The sequence below is a fragment of the Pseudidiomarina homiensis genome (assembly GCF_003987225.1).
Taxonomy (GTDB): domain Bacteria; phylum Pseudomonadota; class Gammaproteobacteria; order Enterobacterales; family Alteromonadaceae; genus Pseudidiomarina; species Pseudidiomarina homiensis.
In genome coordinates this window covers 444756-463241 of record NZ_PIPX01000001.1, presented here as the reverse complement: position 1 = coordinate 463241, position 18486 = coordinate 444756, and the positions used below count along the sequence as shown (strand labels likewise).

Below are 18486 nucleotides of genomic sequence, written 5' to 3'. Positions count from 1 at the left end.
CAGAAAATTGCATCTCAATTAGATGAAGCTTTACAGAATAGTTAATGACAGTTTGCGGAAACGTCTCATTTCAACTGCATAAACGTTCAAATTCTGCGAAGTAGTTAGGATACGTTTTTGCGCAACAGGAAGGGTCTTCAATAGTCACACCCGAGGCACTAAAGCCGAGCAACGAAAAACACATTGCCATGCGGTGATCATCGTAAGTAGCGATTTGGGCATGGCGTAACGCGGTTGGCGGTTTAATACGGATGAAGTCTGCGCCCTCTTCGACCTGCGCTCCACACTTGCGTAGCTCTGTCGCCATCGCATGCAGTCGATCCGTTTCTTTGATACGCCAATTCGCAATATTGCGAATACAAGTTTCGCCTTCCGCAAACAAGGCGAGCGTGGCAAAGGTCATCGCAGCATCTGGGATCGCATTCAAGTCCGCATCGAACCCTCGTAAACGCCCGCCTGAGACCACGGCAGATTCGTCATACAGCTCGATGTTGCCACCCATTTCACGTAAATAATCGACGAACGCGATGTCACCTTGAATGCTCTTACGGCCAATCCCCTGAATCGTCAACGGTCCGCCTCCAAGCACGCCCGCAGCTAACCAATAACTTGCTGCGCTGGCATCACCCTCGATCCAATAGTGCTCAGGTGATTGGTAGCGTTGACCACCGGCAATCACAAAACGCTGTCTTTCAGGCTGATGAATCTTGATGCCAAAACTTTTCAGCATCGCTAGCGTTAGCTCTATGTAAGGCCAAGACACGACAGTGCCAACCAACTCTAACTCACTATCTTGCGTAAGCAGCGGAAGCGCCATCAATAACGCTGAAATGTATTGGCTTGAGGCACTACCGTTGACCTGCAGTCGGCCGCCGTGCATTTTGCGGTGAATTGCCAATGGCGGATAGCCGTGCTTTTGCAGAAACCTAATATCGGCCCCGCCTTGCAATAGTGCTTGGGTAAGATCTGCTATGGGGCGTTCTTGCATTCTGGCGTCGCCGGTCAACACGATGGGTTGCGTTGCAGTTGCAGCTAATACAGCGGTCAACGGCCGCATAGCGGTGCCAGCATTACCTAAATAGAGCTGCTGCGGCGTGCTTGGCCAATCTCCTGCACAACCGTGCACGCGCAAAGTGGTTGCCGTTACCTCTTCAATGACAACCCCAAGTGCGCGCAGGGCTTCGAGCATTCGCTCGGTATCATCACTACGCAACATGTGGCTTAGCTCGGTAACTCGCCCTTGTTCACACAGCGCAGCCATCAGTAAGGCACGATTGGCAATACTCTTGGAGCCAGGCAGATCGACAATGCCTGAGCAGCTGTTAAGACCTTTTAAATGCAGCGTTTCCACGTTAAAGCAATTGTTCCATAGCGCGAATAAAAGCTTCATTCTCTTCCGGTAAGCCGATACTCACACGTAAGTGATGCGGTAACTCATAGCCAGCAACAGGTCGAACAATGACACCCGCGCGGAGCAACTGCTGGTAGAGCTCAGCAGCATTTGGGCCTACTTCAATGGTCAAAAAGTTACCGTGGGATGGAATATAAGCTAAGTCATGCTTCTCGCAAAAAGCGACTAATTGCTCCATACCAGCGGCATTCACTGCCACTGACTGTTGCAAATAATCCTCGTCATCAAGCGCTACTTCAGCGGCACGCAGGCTCAAATTGTTCATATTAAATGGCTGACGAGCACGATTCATTAGATCGGCAACTTCGGGATGTGAAACCATATAGCCTGCGCGCAGACCAGCAAGGCCATAAGCTTTAGAGAAGGTGCGACTGACAAGTAGATTTGGATACTGCGTCAGCCAATCAAACGACGGTGCTCGTTCGGCCTCGGGAACATACTCATAGTACGCTTCGTCTAGGACAACCAGAACGTGACTTGGCACTTTTGCTAAAAAGCTTGCTAGTTCGTCGGCAGTTAAGAAGGTCCCTGTTGGGTTATTTGGGTTGGCGATGAAAATCATGCGCGTTTTTTCGGTAACGGCGGCGAGCATAGCATCTAAGTCATGCCCATAGTTTGCGGCCGGAACTGCAACGCCTTTAGCACCAATAGCTTGAGTGACCAACGGATAGACAACAAACGCATGCTGAGAAAAAATAACTTCATGGCTATCATTTACAAAGGTTCGAGCAACCAGCTCTAAACAATCATTTGAGCCATTCCCCAAGGTGATTTGAGTTGCCGAAATACCAAATTTCTTCGCTAATTTAGCTTTTAGGTAAAAACCGTTGGCATCTGGGTATCGCGCCAATCCCGAGAGAGTCTCTTGCAAGGCCGCACGAACTTTGGAACTTAAACCGAGTGGGTTTTCGTTCGAAGCAAGCTTCACAATGTCGCTGATACCGAGCTCTCGCTCTAGTTCTTCAATCGGTTTACCTGCTTGATAAGGTTGCAGATTTCGTACGCCAACATTGGCAAGTTGTTTCGCATCAAAAGTGGTCATAGCGTTGTTCTTGTTTAAGTTCTGTATCAATGGTTAAAAGTCGCGGTTACGTGTGTTTCTGCTCGAAATCTCGCATAAAACTGACTAAAGCTTCAACGCCTTCGAGCGGCATTGCATTGTAGATGCTTGCACGCATACCACCTACCCAGCGGTGTCCTTTCAATCCAACCAAGCCTTCACTTTCAGCCAGCCGCAGGAACTCGCCATCGAGTTGCGCGTCGGCAAGCAAAAATGGCACGTTCATTTTCGAACGAAAATCGGGGTGAATGGGGTTCGAATAGAATGCTGAGTTATCTATATAATCGTAGAGCAATTTGGCTTTGCGATTATTACGCTCAGCCATCGCGGTCACCCCGCCTAGCTCTTTTATCCACTCGAACACAAGCCCCGAAAGATACCATGCCCAAGTGTTTGGTGTGTTGTACATCGAGCGTTCTTTGGCTTGTACCGTGTAATCCATGATCGTCGACGTGGTGCCCTGCGCTCGACCAAGCAAGTCATCGCGAACAATCGCGATCGAGAAGCCCGACGGTCCGATATTTTTTTGCGCGCCGGCATAAATCACACCAAATTTCTCGACCGCCAACGGCTCCGATAAAATATTCGATGACATGTCCACGACGAGTGGCGCCGAAACCTCAGGGATCGTGTGCAGTGCTAAGCCACCAATCGTCTCATTAGGGCAATAGTGCACATAAGCTGCATCTTCGCTAAGTTGCCATTCAGACTGGGGTGGATAAGCCAAGCCCTGATCCGTTTCGATAGCACTCCCAATAATGTTGACCTTCGCAACGTATTTACGAGCCTCACGAATGGCGAAATCCGACCAAATACCACCGTTAAGGTAATCGACAGTATCATTCGGGCCGGCGAGGTTCTGCGCTACCGCAGTAAATTGCCCGCGACCACCACCATGCATGAACAAGACCTGGTAATTATCTGGAATTTTCATTAAATCACGTAAGTCTTGTTCTGCTTTATATGCCATCTGCATAAACGCTGGATCACGATGACTTATCTCCATGACGGAGACCCCTGAGCCCCGCCAACTAGTAAGTTCTTCCTTAGCTTTTTGCAATACTGCTTTTGGCAGCATCGCGGGTCCAGCAGAGAAATTAAACGGGGCTGACATAATGCTTTTATTACTCCTCAGAGTTCGTATCGTCTTGAGTGTCGTCTACATCAGAAGCTTCGGCAACGTCGCCATCAAGAGCTTCTCCATCGAGGATTTCATCTTCGTCGATGTCATCAATACGTTGCATGCCGACCACTTTTTCGTCACCACCAGTACGTATCAAGCGCACGCCTTGGGTGTTACGACCAACAATTGAAACCTCATTGACACGGGTACGTACCAAGGTTCCTTTGTTGCTGATGAGCATGATTTGGTTGGTATCGACGACTTCCATGGCGCCTACCACAGCACCGTTCCGTTCGCTTACTTTAATCGAAACGACACCTTTAGTGGCGCGGCTCTTCGCTGGGTAATCTGTAATTGGCGTACGTTTGCCGTAGCCATTCTCAGTGACCGTAAGAATGGTTGGTACTTCATCTTCAATCTGCCGTGGCACGATAAGCGAAACGACACGTTGGCCTTCTTCTAAACGAATACCACGAACACCTGTTGCGGTACGCCCCATAGAACGTACTTGATCTTCGCTGAAGCGCACCACTTTACCGGCGTCCGAGAACAACATCACCTCGTCACCTGCAGAAGTCATATTCACGCCAATGAGCTCGTCACCGTCGTTCAGATTCAGGGCGATGATGCCACCAGTACGAGGACGTGAATAATCAACCATTGGGGTTTTCTTCACTGTGCCCTTCCGTGTTGCCATAAGGATAAACTTGTCTTCAGGATAATCGCGAGTCGGCAGAATCGCTGTGATGCGCTCATCTGCTTCAAGCGGCAGCAAGTTTACAATTGGTCGGCCGCGCGAAGTGCGCGTTGCTAACGGTAACTGGTAAACCTTCATCCAATAAATGCGGCCACGGGTCGAGAAGCACAAAATCGTGTCGTGGGTATTGGCCACCCACAAGCGCTCGATAAAGTCTTCATCTTTCATTTTGGTCGCAGACTTACCTTTACCACCGCGCCGCTGCGCTTCATATTCGGTGAGCGGTTGGTACTTCACGTAACCATGGTGTGACAAGGTCACCACTACATCTTCTTCGTTAATCAAATCTTCCATCGAGATATCATGTGCAGCCGCGGTAATTTCGGTACGACGAGCATCGCCGTATTCGGCTTTGATCTTCTCGAGTTCTTCACGGATGACTTCCATCAAACGCTCAGAACTATTCAAGATATGCAGTAATTCTTCGATTTGTTGTAATAGACCTTTATATTCATCAAGGATCTTCTCGTGCTCAAGGCCGGTGAGCTTGTGTAAGCGCAAATCAAGAATTGCTTGTGCTTGTTCTTCAGTGAGGAAGTATTGACCGTCACGAATACCAAATTGTGGATCGAGATGATCCGGACGCGCTGCGTCAACGCCAGCTCGTTCCAGCATGTTTGCCACATCACCCAAGATCCATGAGCGACCAATCAATCCAGCTTTTGCTTCGGCCGCTGTTTGCGATCGACGAATGAGCTCAATGACTTCATCAATGTTGGCGAGCGCAATCGCTAGGCCTTCGAGGATGTGCGCGCGCTCACGCGCTTTGCGTAATTCATAAACAGAGCGGCGGGTTACGACTTCCCGACGGTGTAGAATAAAGCAATCCAACATGTCACGCAGGTTAAACAAACGTGGCTGGTTTTTATCCAGCGCAACCATGTTAATACCAAATACCACTTGCATTTGGGTATTGGCATACAGGTGATTCAGAATAACTTCGCCGACTTCACCACGTTTGAGTTCAATCACAATACGCATGCCGTCTTTGTCAGACTCATCGCGTAAACCGCTGATTCCCTCTAAACGTTTTTCCTTAACCAGTTCAGCGATTTTCTCGATGAGCTTCGCTTTATTTACCTGATATGGGATTTCATTAACGATGATTGCTTCGCGGCCATTGGCGTCTGTTTCAATTTCAGCTTTGGCTCTTAAATGAATGCGGCCGCGGCCGGTTTTGTATGCTTCGACAATGCCAGCTCGACCGGAAATGGTTGCCGCCGTCGGGAAATCAGGCCCTGGAATATATTCCATCAGCTCATCAACAGTGATGTCGTTGTTATCAATCATGGCCAAGCAGCCATCGATAACTTCACTCAAGTTGTGCGGTGGAATATTGGTGGCCATACCAACCGCGATGCCTGAAGAGCCGTTCACCAAAAGGTTTGGCACACGCGTTGGTAGTACATCTGGAATTTGCTCGGTGCCATCGTAGTTAGGCACAAAGTCAACGGTTTCCTTGTCAAGATCGGAGAGCAATTCGCCGGCAATTTTCGCCATCCGAATTTCCGTGTAACGCATAGCGGCAGCAGAGTCGCCATCTACCGAACCAAAGTTACCTTGGCCATCAACCAACATGTAACGCAAGGAAAACGGTTGCGCCATACGAACAATAGTGTCGTAAACGGCACTATCACCATGCGGGTGATATTTACCAATAACGTCACCGACGATACGGGCAGACTTTTTATAAGGTTTATTGTAGTCATTGCGTAACTCATTCATCGCGAACAAGACGCGGCGGTGCACAGGTTTCAAACCATCACGCACATCTGGCAAGGCCCGGCCGACGATGACACTCATGGCATAGTCGAGGTAAGAACTTTTCAGTTCATCTTCAATATTGACCGGAACGACTTCTCTGGCGAGATCACTCATAGTTATATCCCTAAACGATCTGTCTTTCTTATAATTGTCTTAGGCGCATCATTGTACCCTTAGCGCTGCGCCCTCGCATCCTTTTTTCCGACGCATTTTGAGTTGTGCTTTTTTTGCGTCGCTAGCTTGAGTACACTGTACCGAGTTTTTTCACGAAGCAGAAGTACTATGGCGCAATCCGATAACGTTGATTTGAAAGAAATTGAAAAATTCAGTGCCCTCGCCTCACGTTGGTGGGACCCTGAAGGCGAATTTAAGCCGTTACACCTTATCAATCCATTACGTGTTGATTTTATTCAGCACCATTGTGACGGCGTATTCGGCAAGCGGGTACTTGATATCGGCTGCGGTGGTGGTTTAGTTACTGAAGCTTTAGCGCAGGCCGGCGCAGAAGTCACTGGCATTGATCTTGCCGAACAATCGCTCCAAGTGGCGCGATTACATGCCCTTGAGAGTCAGTTAACAATTGACTATCAGTGTATAGCTGCTGAACAATTCGCCGCACAACACGCTGGCAGTTTTGATGCCGTTACCTGCCTAGAGATGCTCGAACATGTTCCCAACCCTGAGAGCATTGTTCACGCTGCGGCCAAGTTAGTTAAACCTGGCGGGACACTGGTGTTTTCGACGCTGAATCGAAACTTCAAGTCATGGTTGCTCGGTATTGTGGCCGCTGAACATATTCTACGTTGGGTTCCCAAAGGCACGCATGAACATGCCAAATTTATTCAGCCCGCCGAATTGCTACGCATGACCGATGCGGTGGGTGCAAAAGCACTAGCCATTACCGGGATGCATTTTCTGCCATGGCGCGGCTTTTATTTGGACGCTAGCAACGTTGACGTCAATTACATTGTCGCACTTCGCATGCCGGTCACGGACTAAGTGCATACAGCATCAGCAAAACACCATATTTAGACTTCGGCCACAGATTAACCACCATATCTTGTGTAGCCGTTGAATCCACTAGCTTAGAGCTTTGTTCTATTAGCATTGTATTTATAAGAGCAAAAAGTTATTTATAAAAGTTTTTAAGGTCTTGCTTTTGGTGAAAGTCTTGAGACACAAGACCTTGCGATAATCACACAGAAAAAAGCGTCGTTTCACCGCTCACATTTAACAAAATCTCGCTTGATCCCCTTACGATAAGTGCTAGCATACATAGCATCTATCCAACCCAAGATATTGTGTATTTTTCACACGGAATGCCTATTCCATACCCATATCTTGTGGTGCCAACAAAGAAACATAACGATAAATTGGTGGGTGCGCCGCATGAATCAAGAACTTTTTGTTACCAAACGCAGTGGTGAACGTGAACCGCTGGACCTCGATAAAATCCATCGTGTGATTAGTTGGGCTGCTGAAGGCCTCGACAATGTCTCGGTTTCAGAAGTTGAAATTAAGTCTCGTATTCAGTTTTACGATGGCATCAAAACTGAAGATATTCACGAGACCATCATCAAAGCCGCCGCTGACCTTATCTCTGAAGACGCGCCTGATTATCAATATTTGGCTGCGCGTTTGGCGATTTTCCATCTGCGCAAGCTGGCCTATGGCGAATTCGAACCGCCGCACCTCTATGACCATGTTAAAGCCATGGTTGCGAGTGGGCATTACGACAAGCATTTACTAGAAGATTACACCGCCGAAGAATTCGAACAGATGAACGGCCTTATCGACCACTCGCGTGACCTCAATTTTTCTTACGCGGCGGTAAAACAACTCGAAGGCAAATATCTAGTACAGAACCGTGTCACCGGTGAGATTTTTGAAAGCGCACAGTTTTTGTATGTGTTAGTCGCAGCGTGCCTCTTCGCTAATTACCCGCGTGACACGCGACTCGACTACGTTAAGCGATTCTATGACGCCACGTCGCTGTTCAAGATCTCATTACCGACCCCGATTATGTCGGGAGTGCGCACCCCAACACGTCAATTCAGCTCCTGTGTGCTTATCGAAGCTGGGGACAGCTTAGACTCAATAAATGCAACAGCTAGCGCAATCGTGAAGTATGTTTCGCAACGTGCAGGTATCGGTATCAATGCCGGTCGCATCCGCGCTTTAGGTAGCCCTATTCGGGGTGGTGAGGCGTTCCATACCGGTTGTATTCCGTTCTACAAGTACTTCCAAACGGCGGTTAAGAGCTGCTCCCAGGGCGGCGTGCGTGGCGGTGCAGCCACTCTCTTCTACCCGCTTTGGCATTTAGAAGTCGAAAGCTTGTTGGTACTGAAAAACAACCGCGGTGTTGAAGAAAACCGTGTGCGCCACCTCGATTACGGCGTACAGTTTAACCGTCTTATGTATCAACGCTTGGTTAAAGACGATTACATCACGTTATTTAGTCCGTCGGATTGTCCGGGTCTGTACGACGCTTTCTTTGCCGATCAAAGCGAATTTGAACGTCTGTATTTGCAATATGAAAACGATGAATCGATTCGTAAAAAACGTATTAAAGCGATCGAACTCTTCAGCTTGTTTATGCAAGAGCGCGCAAGTACTGGGCGTATCTATTTACAGAATGTGGACCACTGCAACACCCACAGCCCGTTTGACCCTAAAGTAGCGCCGATTCGTCAAAGTAACCTGTGTTTGGAGATCGCACTACCCACCAAACCACTTGCGCATGTGAATGACGAAGAAGGCGAAATCGCCTTGTGTACGCTATCTGCTTTCAACCTTGGTGCGATCAATTCACTCGCTGATTTGGAAGAAATGGCTGAACTCGCGGTTCGGGCACTCGATAGTTTACTTGATTACCAAGAGTACCCAGTCCCAGCAGCACGCAATGCCACGATGGGCCGTCGTACTCTAGGTATTGGAGTCATCAATTTCGCCTACTATCTGGCAAAACATGGCGTTCGTTACTCAGATGGTTCAGCCAACGGCCTTGTGCACCAAACTTTCGAGGCAATTCAGTACTACTTAATGAAAGCTTCAATGAACTTAGCGAAGGAACTCGGAGCCTGTCCTAAGTTTAATGAAACGACCTACGCACAAGGTATTATGCCGATCGACACTTATAAGAAAGATCTCGATGCGGTGTGTAGCGAACCTTATCAGCTCGATTGGGATCAGTTACGTGAAGACATCAAAAAGTACGGTATGCGTAATTCTACCCTGTCAGCATTAATGCCGTCAGAAACTTCATCGCAGATTTCCAATGCAACCAACGGCATTGAACCACCGCGTGGGCATATCAGTATTAAAGCATCGAAAGACGGTGTGACCAAACAGGTAGTGCCGGACTACGAAAACCTAAAAGATGCCTATGAATTGTTGTGGACTATTCCAAACAATAAAGGCTATTTAGAGCTTGTCGGAATCATGCAGAAATTCGTTGACCAAACAATATCTGCAAACACCAATTACGATCCGAGCAAGTTTGAAGGCGGCAAGGTTTCGATGAAACAACTGCTACAAGATTTGCTCTATGCCTACAAACTTGGGGTAAAAACGCTGTATTACCACAACACTCGTGATGGCGCATCTGACAACCAAGTCGACTTACGCGATAAGGTCGATGCTAAACAGCGTGAAGAAGAGAACCAACAAGCGACCGTGGCCGTCACTGAAGAAGATGACGATTGTGCCGGCGGCGCATGTAAAATCTAACAATAAGGCGCTAACAGCATGAGTTATTCAACGTTTAATAAAAATCAGATCAATCCGTTACAGGAGCCGATGTTCTTCGGAAACTCGGTCAATGTGGCGCGCTATGATCAACAAAAACACAGTGTTTTTGAAAAGCTCATCGAAAAACAAATCAGCTTTTTCTGGCGACCTGAAGAAGTCGATGTGAGCCGTGACCGCGTCGACTTTCAGGGACTTACCGATAGCGAAAAGCATATTTTCATCTCGAATCTAAAGTATCAAACGCTATTGGATTCGGTACAAGGCCGTAGCCCGAACATTGCTCTACTACCCATCGTTTCAATTCCTGAACTTGAAACATGGATTGAAACCTGGTCATTTTTTGAAACGATCCACTCACGATCGTACACACATATTTTACGTAATTTGTTTACCGACCCGAGCCAAGTCTTTGAAGACATCGTCATTAACGAGGAGATTCAGAAACGTGCAAATGATATCTCTAAATATTACGACGACCTCATTTTCTATACGCAGTTGTGGCAAACCCACGGTGAAGGTGAAGTTGAAGTAAATGGCGAAGTTCATAATGTGACGATGCGCGAACTTAAGAAGAAGTTGTTCTTGTGCATCAACTCAGTTAACGCTCTGGAAGCTATTCGCTTTTATGTGAGTTTCGCGTGCACCTTTGCGTTTGCAGAGCGCGACCTTATGGAAGGCAACTCAAAAATAATTCGTCTCATCGCGCGCGATGAAAACTTACACCTTGTCTCAACCCAGAATATCCTCAATCTTTGGCAGTACGGCAAAGACGACCCTGAAATGAAGGAAATTGCTGAGGAATTACGCGAAGAGGCTTTGGCTATTTTCATGAAGGCTGTCGAACAAGAAAAAGAATGGGCTCACTATTTGTTCCGTCATGGCTCAATGATAGGTCTAAACGAGGACATTCTTTGTCAGTACGTCGAATACATTGCCAACATGCGAATGGAAGCTATCGGCTTTGATGCACCGTTCAAACAGCGTAGTAACCCGTTACCATGGATGAACAAGTATTTGGTTTCTGATAACGTTCAGGTTGCTCCACAAGAAGCCGAAATAACCTCTTACCTCGTGGGTCAGATCGATAGTTCAGTCAGTGCTTCTGACCTAGGAGACTTTGAGCTGTAACGCTAATGAGCAAAACTTTCAAAGTTCGCGTCAACGGTCAGCACGAGCTGACCGTTGATCCATCAGCAGGCTCTCTTTTAGAAGCAATGGAAGCAGCCGGTATTGAAACACGTTTTCATTGTCGCGATGGGTTTTGTGGCGCATGTCGAACCAAAGTTAATAGTGGTGACATCGAATACATTAATGAGCCCCTTGCGATCGTGCGTCCAGGCGACTGCTTAGCCTGTTGCTGCATCCCCGCTTCCGATTTAGACATAGATCACTAATCGGCTAAAACGATTGATTCGATAGATACAGATCATTAGCGCCGAACGCCAATTTAAGGCAAAATAGCGCACATATTACGCTATACACTTTATTGAAATGTGGGAGTCCCAATGTTTACAGTTATTTTTGGCCGGCCTGGCTGTCCTTTCTGTGTTCGTGCAAAACAGATTGCTGAAAAACTTACCGAAGATCGTGATGATTTTGAATTCCGCTACATCGACATGCATGAAGAAGGCATCACTAAAGCCGATTTAGAGAAAACGGTAGGAGCACCTGTGCAAACCGTACCGCAAATCTTTATTGATGAACAACACGTTGGCGGTTGTACAGAATTTGAAGCTTTCGCACGTGAAAACTTAGGGCTTTACGCTGCTTAATGCTTGCTGAACCCGCTTTTCTGAGATCGGATAGCGGGTTCCTAATTGCTGCGCAAAATAGCTTACCCGCAACTCTTCTAGCATCCAACGGATCTCTTTTAGCTCTTCACTAAGCGGCAAGTTTTTAGGCCACTTGCCAAGCAATTCATTGTAACCCTGCTCTAATTTTTCCAACGTTAGGGTATGTAATCGATCGCGATTTGGGTCCACGGGAAGCTTTTCTAGTCGACGTTCAATAGCTTTCAGATACCGTTCAATATCCGGCAAGCGTTGCGCTCCAGCCGTACTCACAAACCCTGGATACACCAACTGCTCAAGTTGTGCCTTGATATCGCCGTGCGCTTGGATTTGATCTAACGGCACCGAGCCTTTAAGTTGCTTGCGAATCTTCTGCGATAGTAATAGACATGGTTCAACCTGCTCGGCAATTGCGGTTACGCGTTCATTCAGCTCACCTCGCGCTTGCTCAACCAAACGGCGAAAGCCCCGTTCATCGCGTATTTCGGCGGCGCTAAGAAGCTCGTCAAGGGCCGCTTGAATGCAGTCTTCTATCAACGCATCGACCTTACCCCACGGGTTATAATACATGGCTAACTTAGCTCTATTTGACAGATTCTGTTGCAGATAGCGCATGGGCGAAGGGAGCTGCAATTGCAACAGTTTACGCAATGCCTGTTGATGGGCTGCCGCCGCTTGTTCCGGTTTATCGAATAAGGTTTCACGTACGCCTTCGTCAACAACCTCAAGCGCTGGGTAGGCTTTCACTGCATAGCCTCTTTGCTGACGCTCCCTTACTGTAGGTAACGCACCGAACGTCCAATCTGTCGCTACTTGCGCCTGCGGCTGTTCTGCTACCGCTTGCCGCAGTGCATGTTGCACGCGCCCTTGCAATTGATGCTGCAATGTCGCAAGGTCACGACCGTCGGCTACCGGTTTTCCCTTTTCGTCCTCGATAACGAAGCGCATACGTAAATAATTAGGAATTTGACTCGAATCCCAAGCATCCTCAGGTATCGTTACGCCCGACATCCGACGCAGTTTGGCGCTAAGCGCAACAAGCAAAGGCCGTTCAAACACTTCTTTTGCACCGGTATCCTGTAAAAAAGCTTGCGCATAATTGGGGGCCGGAACGAAATGTCGACGTAAGGGCTTCGGTAACGATTTAATCCATGCCACCACTAACGGTTCACGCAACGCCGGAACAAGCCAATCAAAACCTTCTGGATTAATTTGGTTCACCAACGTAAGCGGTATGTGCACCGCAACACCATCTTGTGGATCATTGGGTTCAAAGTGATAGCTTAAAGGCAGGCTAAAGTCACCTTGCTGCCATGTATCCGGGTAATCCAATTCGGTGATGTGCTCAGCACTTTGCGCCATCAAGTCATCGCGTTCGAAGTACAACAGCCGCGGCTCGTCTTTTACTGCTTTATGCCACCAACCGGCAAGTAATTGCTCATTATAGATACCGGCAGGAATGTGCGAATCATAGGCTTGGAACAATGCCTCATCATCTATCAAGATATCCCGCCGCCGTGATTTATCTTCAAGCTCACGAATTTCCTCGATCAGCTTCTGGTTGTGCTGCACAAACGGCAATTGTCGGCGTAATTGTGCGTTTACCAGCGCCTCACGGATGAAGATTTCGCGCGCTTCAATAGGGTTCACTGGGCCATACTGAACGCGACGACGCGGCACAATAATCAGACCATAGAGCGTCACTTGCTCCTCGGCTATCACCGAGCCGGATTTCTTGGCAAAGTGAGGTTCAAAGTAGTTACGTTTGACCAAATGTTGCGCCGCCGGCTCTACCCACTCGGGCTCAATACGCGCATTAACGCGAGCAAACAGACGACTGGTTTCGACCAACTCAGCAGCCATCAACCACTTCGGTGGCTTTTTAAATAAACCAGAGCCAGGAAATACAAAAAACTTGCGGTTGCGAGCACCTAAAAACTCATGCCCTTCTTGTTTATTACCAAGGTGGGATAACAACCCCGTCAAGAGTGCGCGATGTATTGCTTCATAACTCGCCGGTTCCTCATTAATGCTAAACCCTAAACCGCGCACGGTTTGGCGAATTTGACTGTAAACATCTTGCCATTCACGAACCCGTAGAAAGTGAATAAATTCTGTTTTTAATTGCTTACGGAATTGCGATTTTGACAATTCACGTTGTCTTTCACGTAGGTAATCCCAAAGCTTTAAGTAGCTCATAAAGTCGGAGTCTTTATCGTGAAAGCGTTGATGCAGTTCATCAGCCTTTTGTTTCGCCGTTTGGGGCCGTTCACGAGGATCTTGAATACTCAGTGCCGCAGTCACCACCATCACTTCACGGATGCAACCAAACTCACGAGCCGCAAGCACCATCCGTCCCAACCGCGGGTCAATAGGTAATTGAGCCAATTGGCGACCTAATGCCGTTAATTGCGGTCCTTGGGGAACACCGCGCTTTTTCCGTCGACCACCGCTTTTGAGCGCATGCAGCTCTTGTAGCAAGTTCATGCCGTCTTTGACAAAACGTTCATCAGGCCGGTCAATAAATGGGAATTTACGAATGTCACCCAATCGAGCAGAGGTCATTTGTAAGATAACCGCTGCCAAGTTTGTTCGTAAAATTTCGGGTTCGGTATATTCTGGGCGTTGTAAAAAATCGTCCTCACTGTACAGACGAATACAGATCCCCGGAGCCACTCGGCCGCAACGGCCCATGCGTTGGTTGGCGCTAGCTTGCGAGATCTTCTCAATTGGCAAGCGTTGTACTTTGGTACGATAACTGTAACGACTTATACGTGCCGTACCGGGATCGATGACATAGCGAATTCCCGGCACCGTCAATGAGGTTTCCGCGACATTGGTCGCGATGACGATTCGTCGCATGCTATGGCTCTGAAAAACACGGTTTTGTTCGGCCGATGAGAGGCGCGCAAAAAGCGGCACAAGCTCTGTGTTGGGCAAATCAAGTTCAGCCAAAGCTTCGGCAAAATCACGGATCTCACGTTCGCCGGAAGCAAACACCAAAATATCACCACTGCTCTCGCGATAGAGTTCAAGTGCGGCATCGCAAACGCCCTGCACAACGTCACCACTGTCATCGTCGCCCTCGAGGGGGCGATAACGTAGTTCAACGGGATAGGTTCTACCACTGACGGATAGGATCGGCGCATTACCAAAGTGTTTGGCAAAACGCTCGGTTTCGATGGTTGCCGAAGTGATAATTAGCTTAAGATCTGGACGTTGCGGCAACAGCTTTGACACAACCCCCAACAGAAAATCGATATTGAGGCTACGCTCATGGGCTTCATCAATGATCAACGCATCGTATTGCTTTAGCAAACGGTCATTTTGCAACTCCGCAAGCAACATACCGTCGGTTACCAACTTTATTGCGGTTGTCGCTGCGGTTTGGTCTTGAAAACGAACTTTATAGCCAACCGTCTCGCCCAACGGCGTTTGTAATTCGTCGGCTATACGTTGCGCCACACTGCGTGCGGCTAATCGCCGCGGTTGGGTGTGACCGATCAGGGTGCCCTCTTCTGCACGTCCATAGCCCATTTCTAATAACATTTTGGGGAGCTGTGTGGTTTTCCCGGATCCCGTCTCGCCGGCAATAATGACCACTTGGTGATCACGAATAGCTTGCTGAATTTCTGCTTTTGCTTGTACGACCGGTAAATCGCTAGGAAAAGGTATGCTTGCGTGCACGCGTGACCCTGACTTGTTGAAGAAGTTACTACTCAGAAGTGTCTAGTTTACCAGCGTGTGCGCCGCTTGTTAACGGCGCCGGTAGGAATCTTGAAAGTATTGGTCAATCGCTCCTAAAACGTCCGTGCGGGTGATCACGCCAACCAATTGTTTGGTGGCATCATCAAGCACTGGATAGACCTTAGGTTTCTTCGTATCCATACGTTGAGCAATATCAGTTATTGAATCGTCAGCGAAAACACTAAGGACTTCACCGCGGTACATACAGTCACCAACATTCGCTGAAATTTCTTTGTGATAGGTATCACGCAACATGGCCGCAAGACAATCTTGCTCGGACAAAAAACCTATGACTTTACGATTTGCGTCAACCACTGGTCCACCACGCTGGTGCGACTGCAACAGTCGCTCCACCGCCACCTCAATCGGTAAATCCTCGGTAAACACCACCGGCCGACGACGCATAAAATCTTCGACTTTCATGGAATGCATAATACCTACCTCAAGATCTTGAGAAACCTAAGGATAAGTATAGTCAATCTTTGTAAATCGCAACGTTAATATCGCCATTGCCGATGCGACTCGCACGATACATACCCTCAGTGTTAAATGGCATATGAACATTACCCTCAGCATCAACAATGATGACGCCTCCGGTGCCACCTGCCGGTAGCAGTACATCGTGAATAACAGTATCGCCCGCCTTTTCGATCGACTGGTTCAAGTACTTCACTCGGCTACAAATATCAGCAGCGACGTGGTAACGAATGAAAAATTCGCCATGGCCTGTTGCCGACACTGCACAACTGGCGTTATCGGCCCATGTTCCGGCGCCAATAATGGGTGAGTCACCAATCCGACCATAACGCTTTGCCGTCATGCCGCCGGTTGACGTTGCCGCAGCCACATTACCATGTTGATCAAGCGCAACTGCGCCTACGGTTCCCATCTTATAGTTGTCGTCCAATGCCAAATAGGCTTGTTTATTCGCAACACCCAGCTTCTCGCGCGCTCGTTCGAGTTGCTCATAACGACGTTCAGTATTGAAATAACTATTATCGACTCGTTCTAAGCCCTGTTCTTGCGCGAACTGCTCGGCGCCTTCGCCGCTCAGCATCACATGAACAGAATTTTCCATCACAGCGCGGGCTAAAGCGATTGGGCTTTTTACGGTTTTGACACCGGCCACAGCGCCCGCTTCTAACGTTGCACCGTTCATGATTGACGCATCTAATTCATGCTCACCCTCGAAGGTATACACGGCCCCGCGTCCAGAGTTGAACAACGGCGATTCTTCCATAATTTGTATGGCCGCAACGACTGCGTCCATACTCGTGCCACCGTCGGCCAAAATCGCATGACCAGCATTCAATGCTTCCGTGAGTTTTGCTTGATAGGCGGCTTCTTGCTCGGCGCTAAGATCAGCCCGCGTAATGGTGCCCGCACCACCGTGAATAGCAATAGAGAATGGCGCATCTTCAGTCGCCAGGGCCGCCGTGCTCATGCCAGCAGTCAACACGAGGGATTGCAACAACACAGATAAAGTTCTCATTCTTTTTGTCCTAGTTAGGTCTAACAATGTCTTTACTATCCTGCCACGCTTAATCGCAGCCCGCCAGCTTTGCCATGGACACTAAGCGCAGTAATTGCGGCAATGAGCGCATTCAGGTAGTCTGCTTACAAATCATTTAAAGCCGTAATCATCCTGATATGACACAAGAAACTTTCTACTGGCACGACTACGAAACATGGGGCGCCAATCCTCAAGTGGATCGCCCTGCACAATTTGCCGGGCTGCGCACTAATCTAGACCTTGAGCCCAGTGGTCGGCCGTTGACAATCTACAGTCAACCTACTCCCGACTTTTTGCCGCACCCACAAGCAGTGTTGATCACTGGCATTACGCCGCAACATGCACTTACCCAAGGCATGAACGAGACCACCTTCGCGGGTAAGATTGCGGCGGAGTTTAGTACGCCAAACACCACCATTATCGGCTATAACTCGGTAAGTTTTGACGATGAAGTCACGCGGCACCTGTTCTACCGTAATTTTATCGATCCTTACGCCCATACTTGGCAACACAATAACTCGCGCTGGGATCTGATTGACGTGGTTCGCGCCTGCTATGCCTTGCGCCCCGATGGCATTGAATGGCCAACCAACGAAGCTGGGCAGATCAGCATGCGCCTTGAACATTTAACCAAAGCGAATGGCATTGACCATGGCCAAGCTCACGATGCCATGGCCGACGTTTACGCCACCATAGCTATCGCTAAACTACTTAAACAAGCACAACCTAAACTCTTTGATTACGCTTACACTATTCGGCGTAAACAAGCCTTAAAACCCCTGATTGATCTGGTGAACTTCACCCCGCTAGCGCATGTTGCCGGTTTTTACGGTACTGAAAACGGTTGCCTATCGCTGATCATGCCGCTGGGTTATCAAGACGATAACCCTAACGCGTTAGTTTATTGGAACTTACGTGAGGACCCGCGAGCGTTAACGGATTTAACCGTCGAACAACTGCAAGAGCGACGTTTCGCCAAACGTGAGCAACGCCATGCTGAGGGCTGGGGCGTCTATGGCGCGCAACAGTTGATGCTCAATCGCTGTCCATTCTTGGCGCCGCAAAAGGTTTTAACCGACGCCGTGCAACAGCGGTGGCAGCTACCCATGGCTGAAATGCATGAACGCGCGAATTGGTTGGCCTCGCAACCCGAACTACGTGAACGTCTGCTACAAAGTGTGCGTTTTCAAAGCGACAACGAGGCTCCTAAAGATCCTGAGTTACAGCTTTATACTGGCGCCTTCTTCAGCGACCAAGACCGCTCAACCATGGCGATTATTCGCGATACTGCACCGGAGCAACTTGCAGCGCTACAGCTTAACTTCAGCGACGACCGTCTGCCCGAGATGTTATTTCGCTACCGAGCGCGAAATTATCCAGCCACTTTAACGGACCAAGAATTGCAACGCTGGAGAACGTTCTGTCAGCAGCGCTTGCATGAACCGTTACCAAAAGCATTGTCAGCTGAAGCATTCTTATTCGAGCTCGAACAATGTGCCGAAGCGACCAGCAATGATCCACGTAAACAGGCTTTGCTGAAAGATCTCTATCGTTACGTTCAGAGTTTATAA

Annotated in this window: 13 protein-coding genes; 6 read left to right on the top strand and 7 right to left on the bottom strand. The window is 48.5% G+C overall.

Features of this window, described 5'->3' with window-relative positions; genetic code table 11:
• Positions 1-70: 70 nt before the first annotated feature.
• Genes aroA through gyrA form a run of 4 tightly spaced genes read right to left on the bottom strand, consistent with a single transcriptional unit; the run spans position 71 to position 6229 of the window.
• The gene (gene aroA, locus CWI70_RS02160) at positions 71-1390 is read right to left on the bottom strand and encodes a 3-phosphoshikimate 1-carboxyvinyltransferase (protein WP_126770146.1); all 1320 of its coding nucleotides are present in this window, start codon (positions 1388-1390) and stop codon (positions 71-73) included.
• Positions 1353-2453: a histidinol-phosphate transaminase gene (gene hisC, locus CWI70_RS02155; RefSeq protein WP_126770144.1), complete on the bottom strand. Its 1101-nt coding sequence runs from the start codon at positions 2451-2453 to the stop codon at positions 1353-1355. The genes aroA and hisC overlap by 38 nt, the downstream gene beginning before the upstream one ends.
• A 46-nt stretch (positions 2454-2499) precedes the next feature.
• On the bottom strand, positions 2500-3585 hold the full coding sequence (gene serC / locus CWI70_RS02150; RefSeq protein WP_126770142.1) for a 3-phosphoserine/phosphohydroxythreonine transaminase: 1086 nt from the start codon (positions 3583-3585) through the stop codon (positions 2500-2502).
• A gap of 10 nt (positions 3586-3595) precedes the next feature.
• Positions 3596-6229: a DNA topoisomerase (ATP-hydrolyzing) subunit A gene (gyrA, locus tag CWI70_RS02145; protein WP_126770141.1), complete on the bottom strand. Its 2634-nt coding sequence runs from the start codon at positions 6227-6229 to the stop codon at positions 3596-3598.
• Positions 6230-6397: 168 nt separating this feature from the next.
• On the opposite strand from gyrA, the gene ubiG reads away from it, so the two are divergent.
• The 5 genes from ubiG (at position 6398) to CWI70_RS02120 (ending at position 11637) form a co-directional block, all read left to right on the top strand.
• Entirely contained in the window at positions 6398-7114 is a 717-nt protein-coding gene (ubiG, locus tag CWI70_RS02140) for a bifunctional 2-polyprenyl-6-hydroxyphenol methylase/3-demethylubiquinol 3-O-methyltransferase UbiG (RefSeq protein ID WP_126770139.1), read from the top strand.
• A 390-nt stretch (positions 7115-7504) separates the two neighbouring features.
• Positions 7505-9844, top strand: a complete 2340-nt coding sequence (gene nrdA, locus CWI70_RS02135) for a class 1a ribonucleoside-diphosphate reductase subunit alpha (protein ID WP_126770137.1) — start codon at positions 7505-7507, stop codon at positions 9842-9844.
• An 18-nt stretch (positions 9845-9862) separates the two neighbouring features.
• Complete coding sequence (gene nrdB / locus CWI70_RS02130; protein ID WP_126770135.1) at positions 9863-10993, top strand: class Ia ribonucleoside-diphosphate reductase subunit beta; 1131 nt, start codon at positions 9863-9865, stop codon at positions 10991-10993.
• A gap of 5 nt (positions 10994-10998) precedes the next feature.
• Complete coding sequence (gene yfaE / locus CWI70_RS02125; RefSeq protein WP_126770133.1) at positions 10999-11259, top strand: class I ribonucleotide reductase maintenance protein YfaE; 261 nt, start codon at positions 10999-11001, stop codon at positions 11257-11259.
• Between the two features lie 111 nt (positions 11260-11370).
• Complete coding sequence (locus tag CWI70_RS02120; RefSeq protein WP_126770131.1) at positions 11371-11637, top strand: GrxA family glutaredoxin; 267 nt, start codon at positions 11371-11373, stop codon at positions 11635-11637.
• Here the strand turns inward: CWI70_RS02120 and hrpA are convergent.
• The 3 genes from hrpA to CWI70_RS02105 all read right to left on the bottom strand — a co-directional run bounded on the left by hrpA (position 11617) and on the right by CWI70_RS02105 (position 16894).
• A complete protein-coding gene (hrpA, locus tag CWI70_RS02115; protein ID WP_241967804.1) occupies positions 11617-15342 on the bottom strand; it encodes an ATP-dependent RNA helicase HrpA in 3726 nt (1241 codons plus the stop codon). The genes CWI70_RS02120 and hrpA overlap by 21 nt on opposite strands.
• Positions 15343-15411: 69 nt before the next feature.
• Positions 15412-15834, bottom strand: a complete 423-nt coding sequence (locus CWI70_RS02110) for a CBS domain-containing protein (RefSeq protein ID WP_126770127.1) — start codon at positions 15832-15834, stop codon at positions 15412-15414.
• Positions 15835-15877: 43 nt separating this feature from the next.
• Positions 15878-16894 (bottom strand): isoaspartyl peptidase/L-asparaginase family protein, encoded by a 1017-nt coding sequence (locus CWI70_RS02105; RefSeq protein WP_126770125.1) that lies wholly within the window; start codon positions 16892-16894, stop codon positions 15878-15880.
• Between the two features lie 158 nt (positions 16895-17052).
• Here CWI70_RS02105 and sbcB point away from each other — a divergent pair, with 158 nt between their 5' ends.
• Entirely contained in the window at positions 17053-18486 is a 1434-nt protein-coding gene (gene sbcB / locus CWI70_RS02100; RefSeq protein WP_126770123.1) for an exodeoxyribonuclease I, read from the top strand.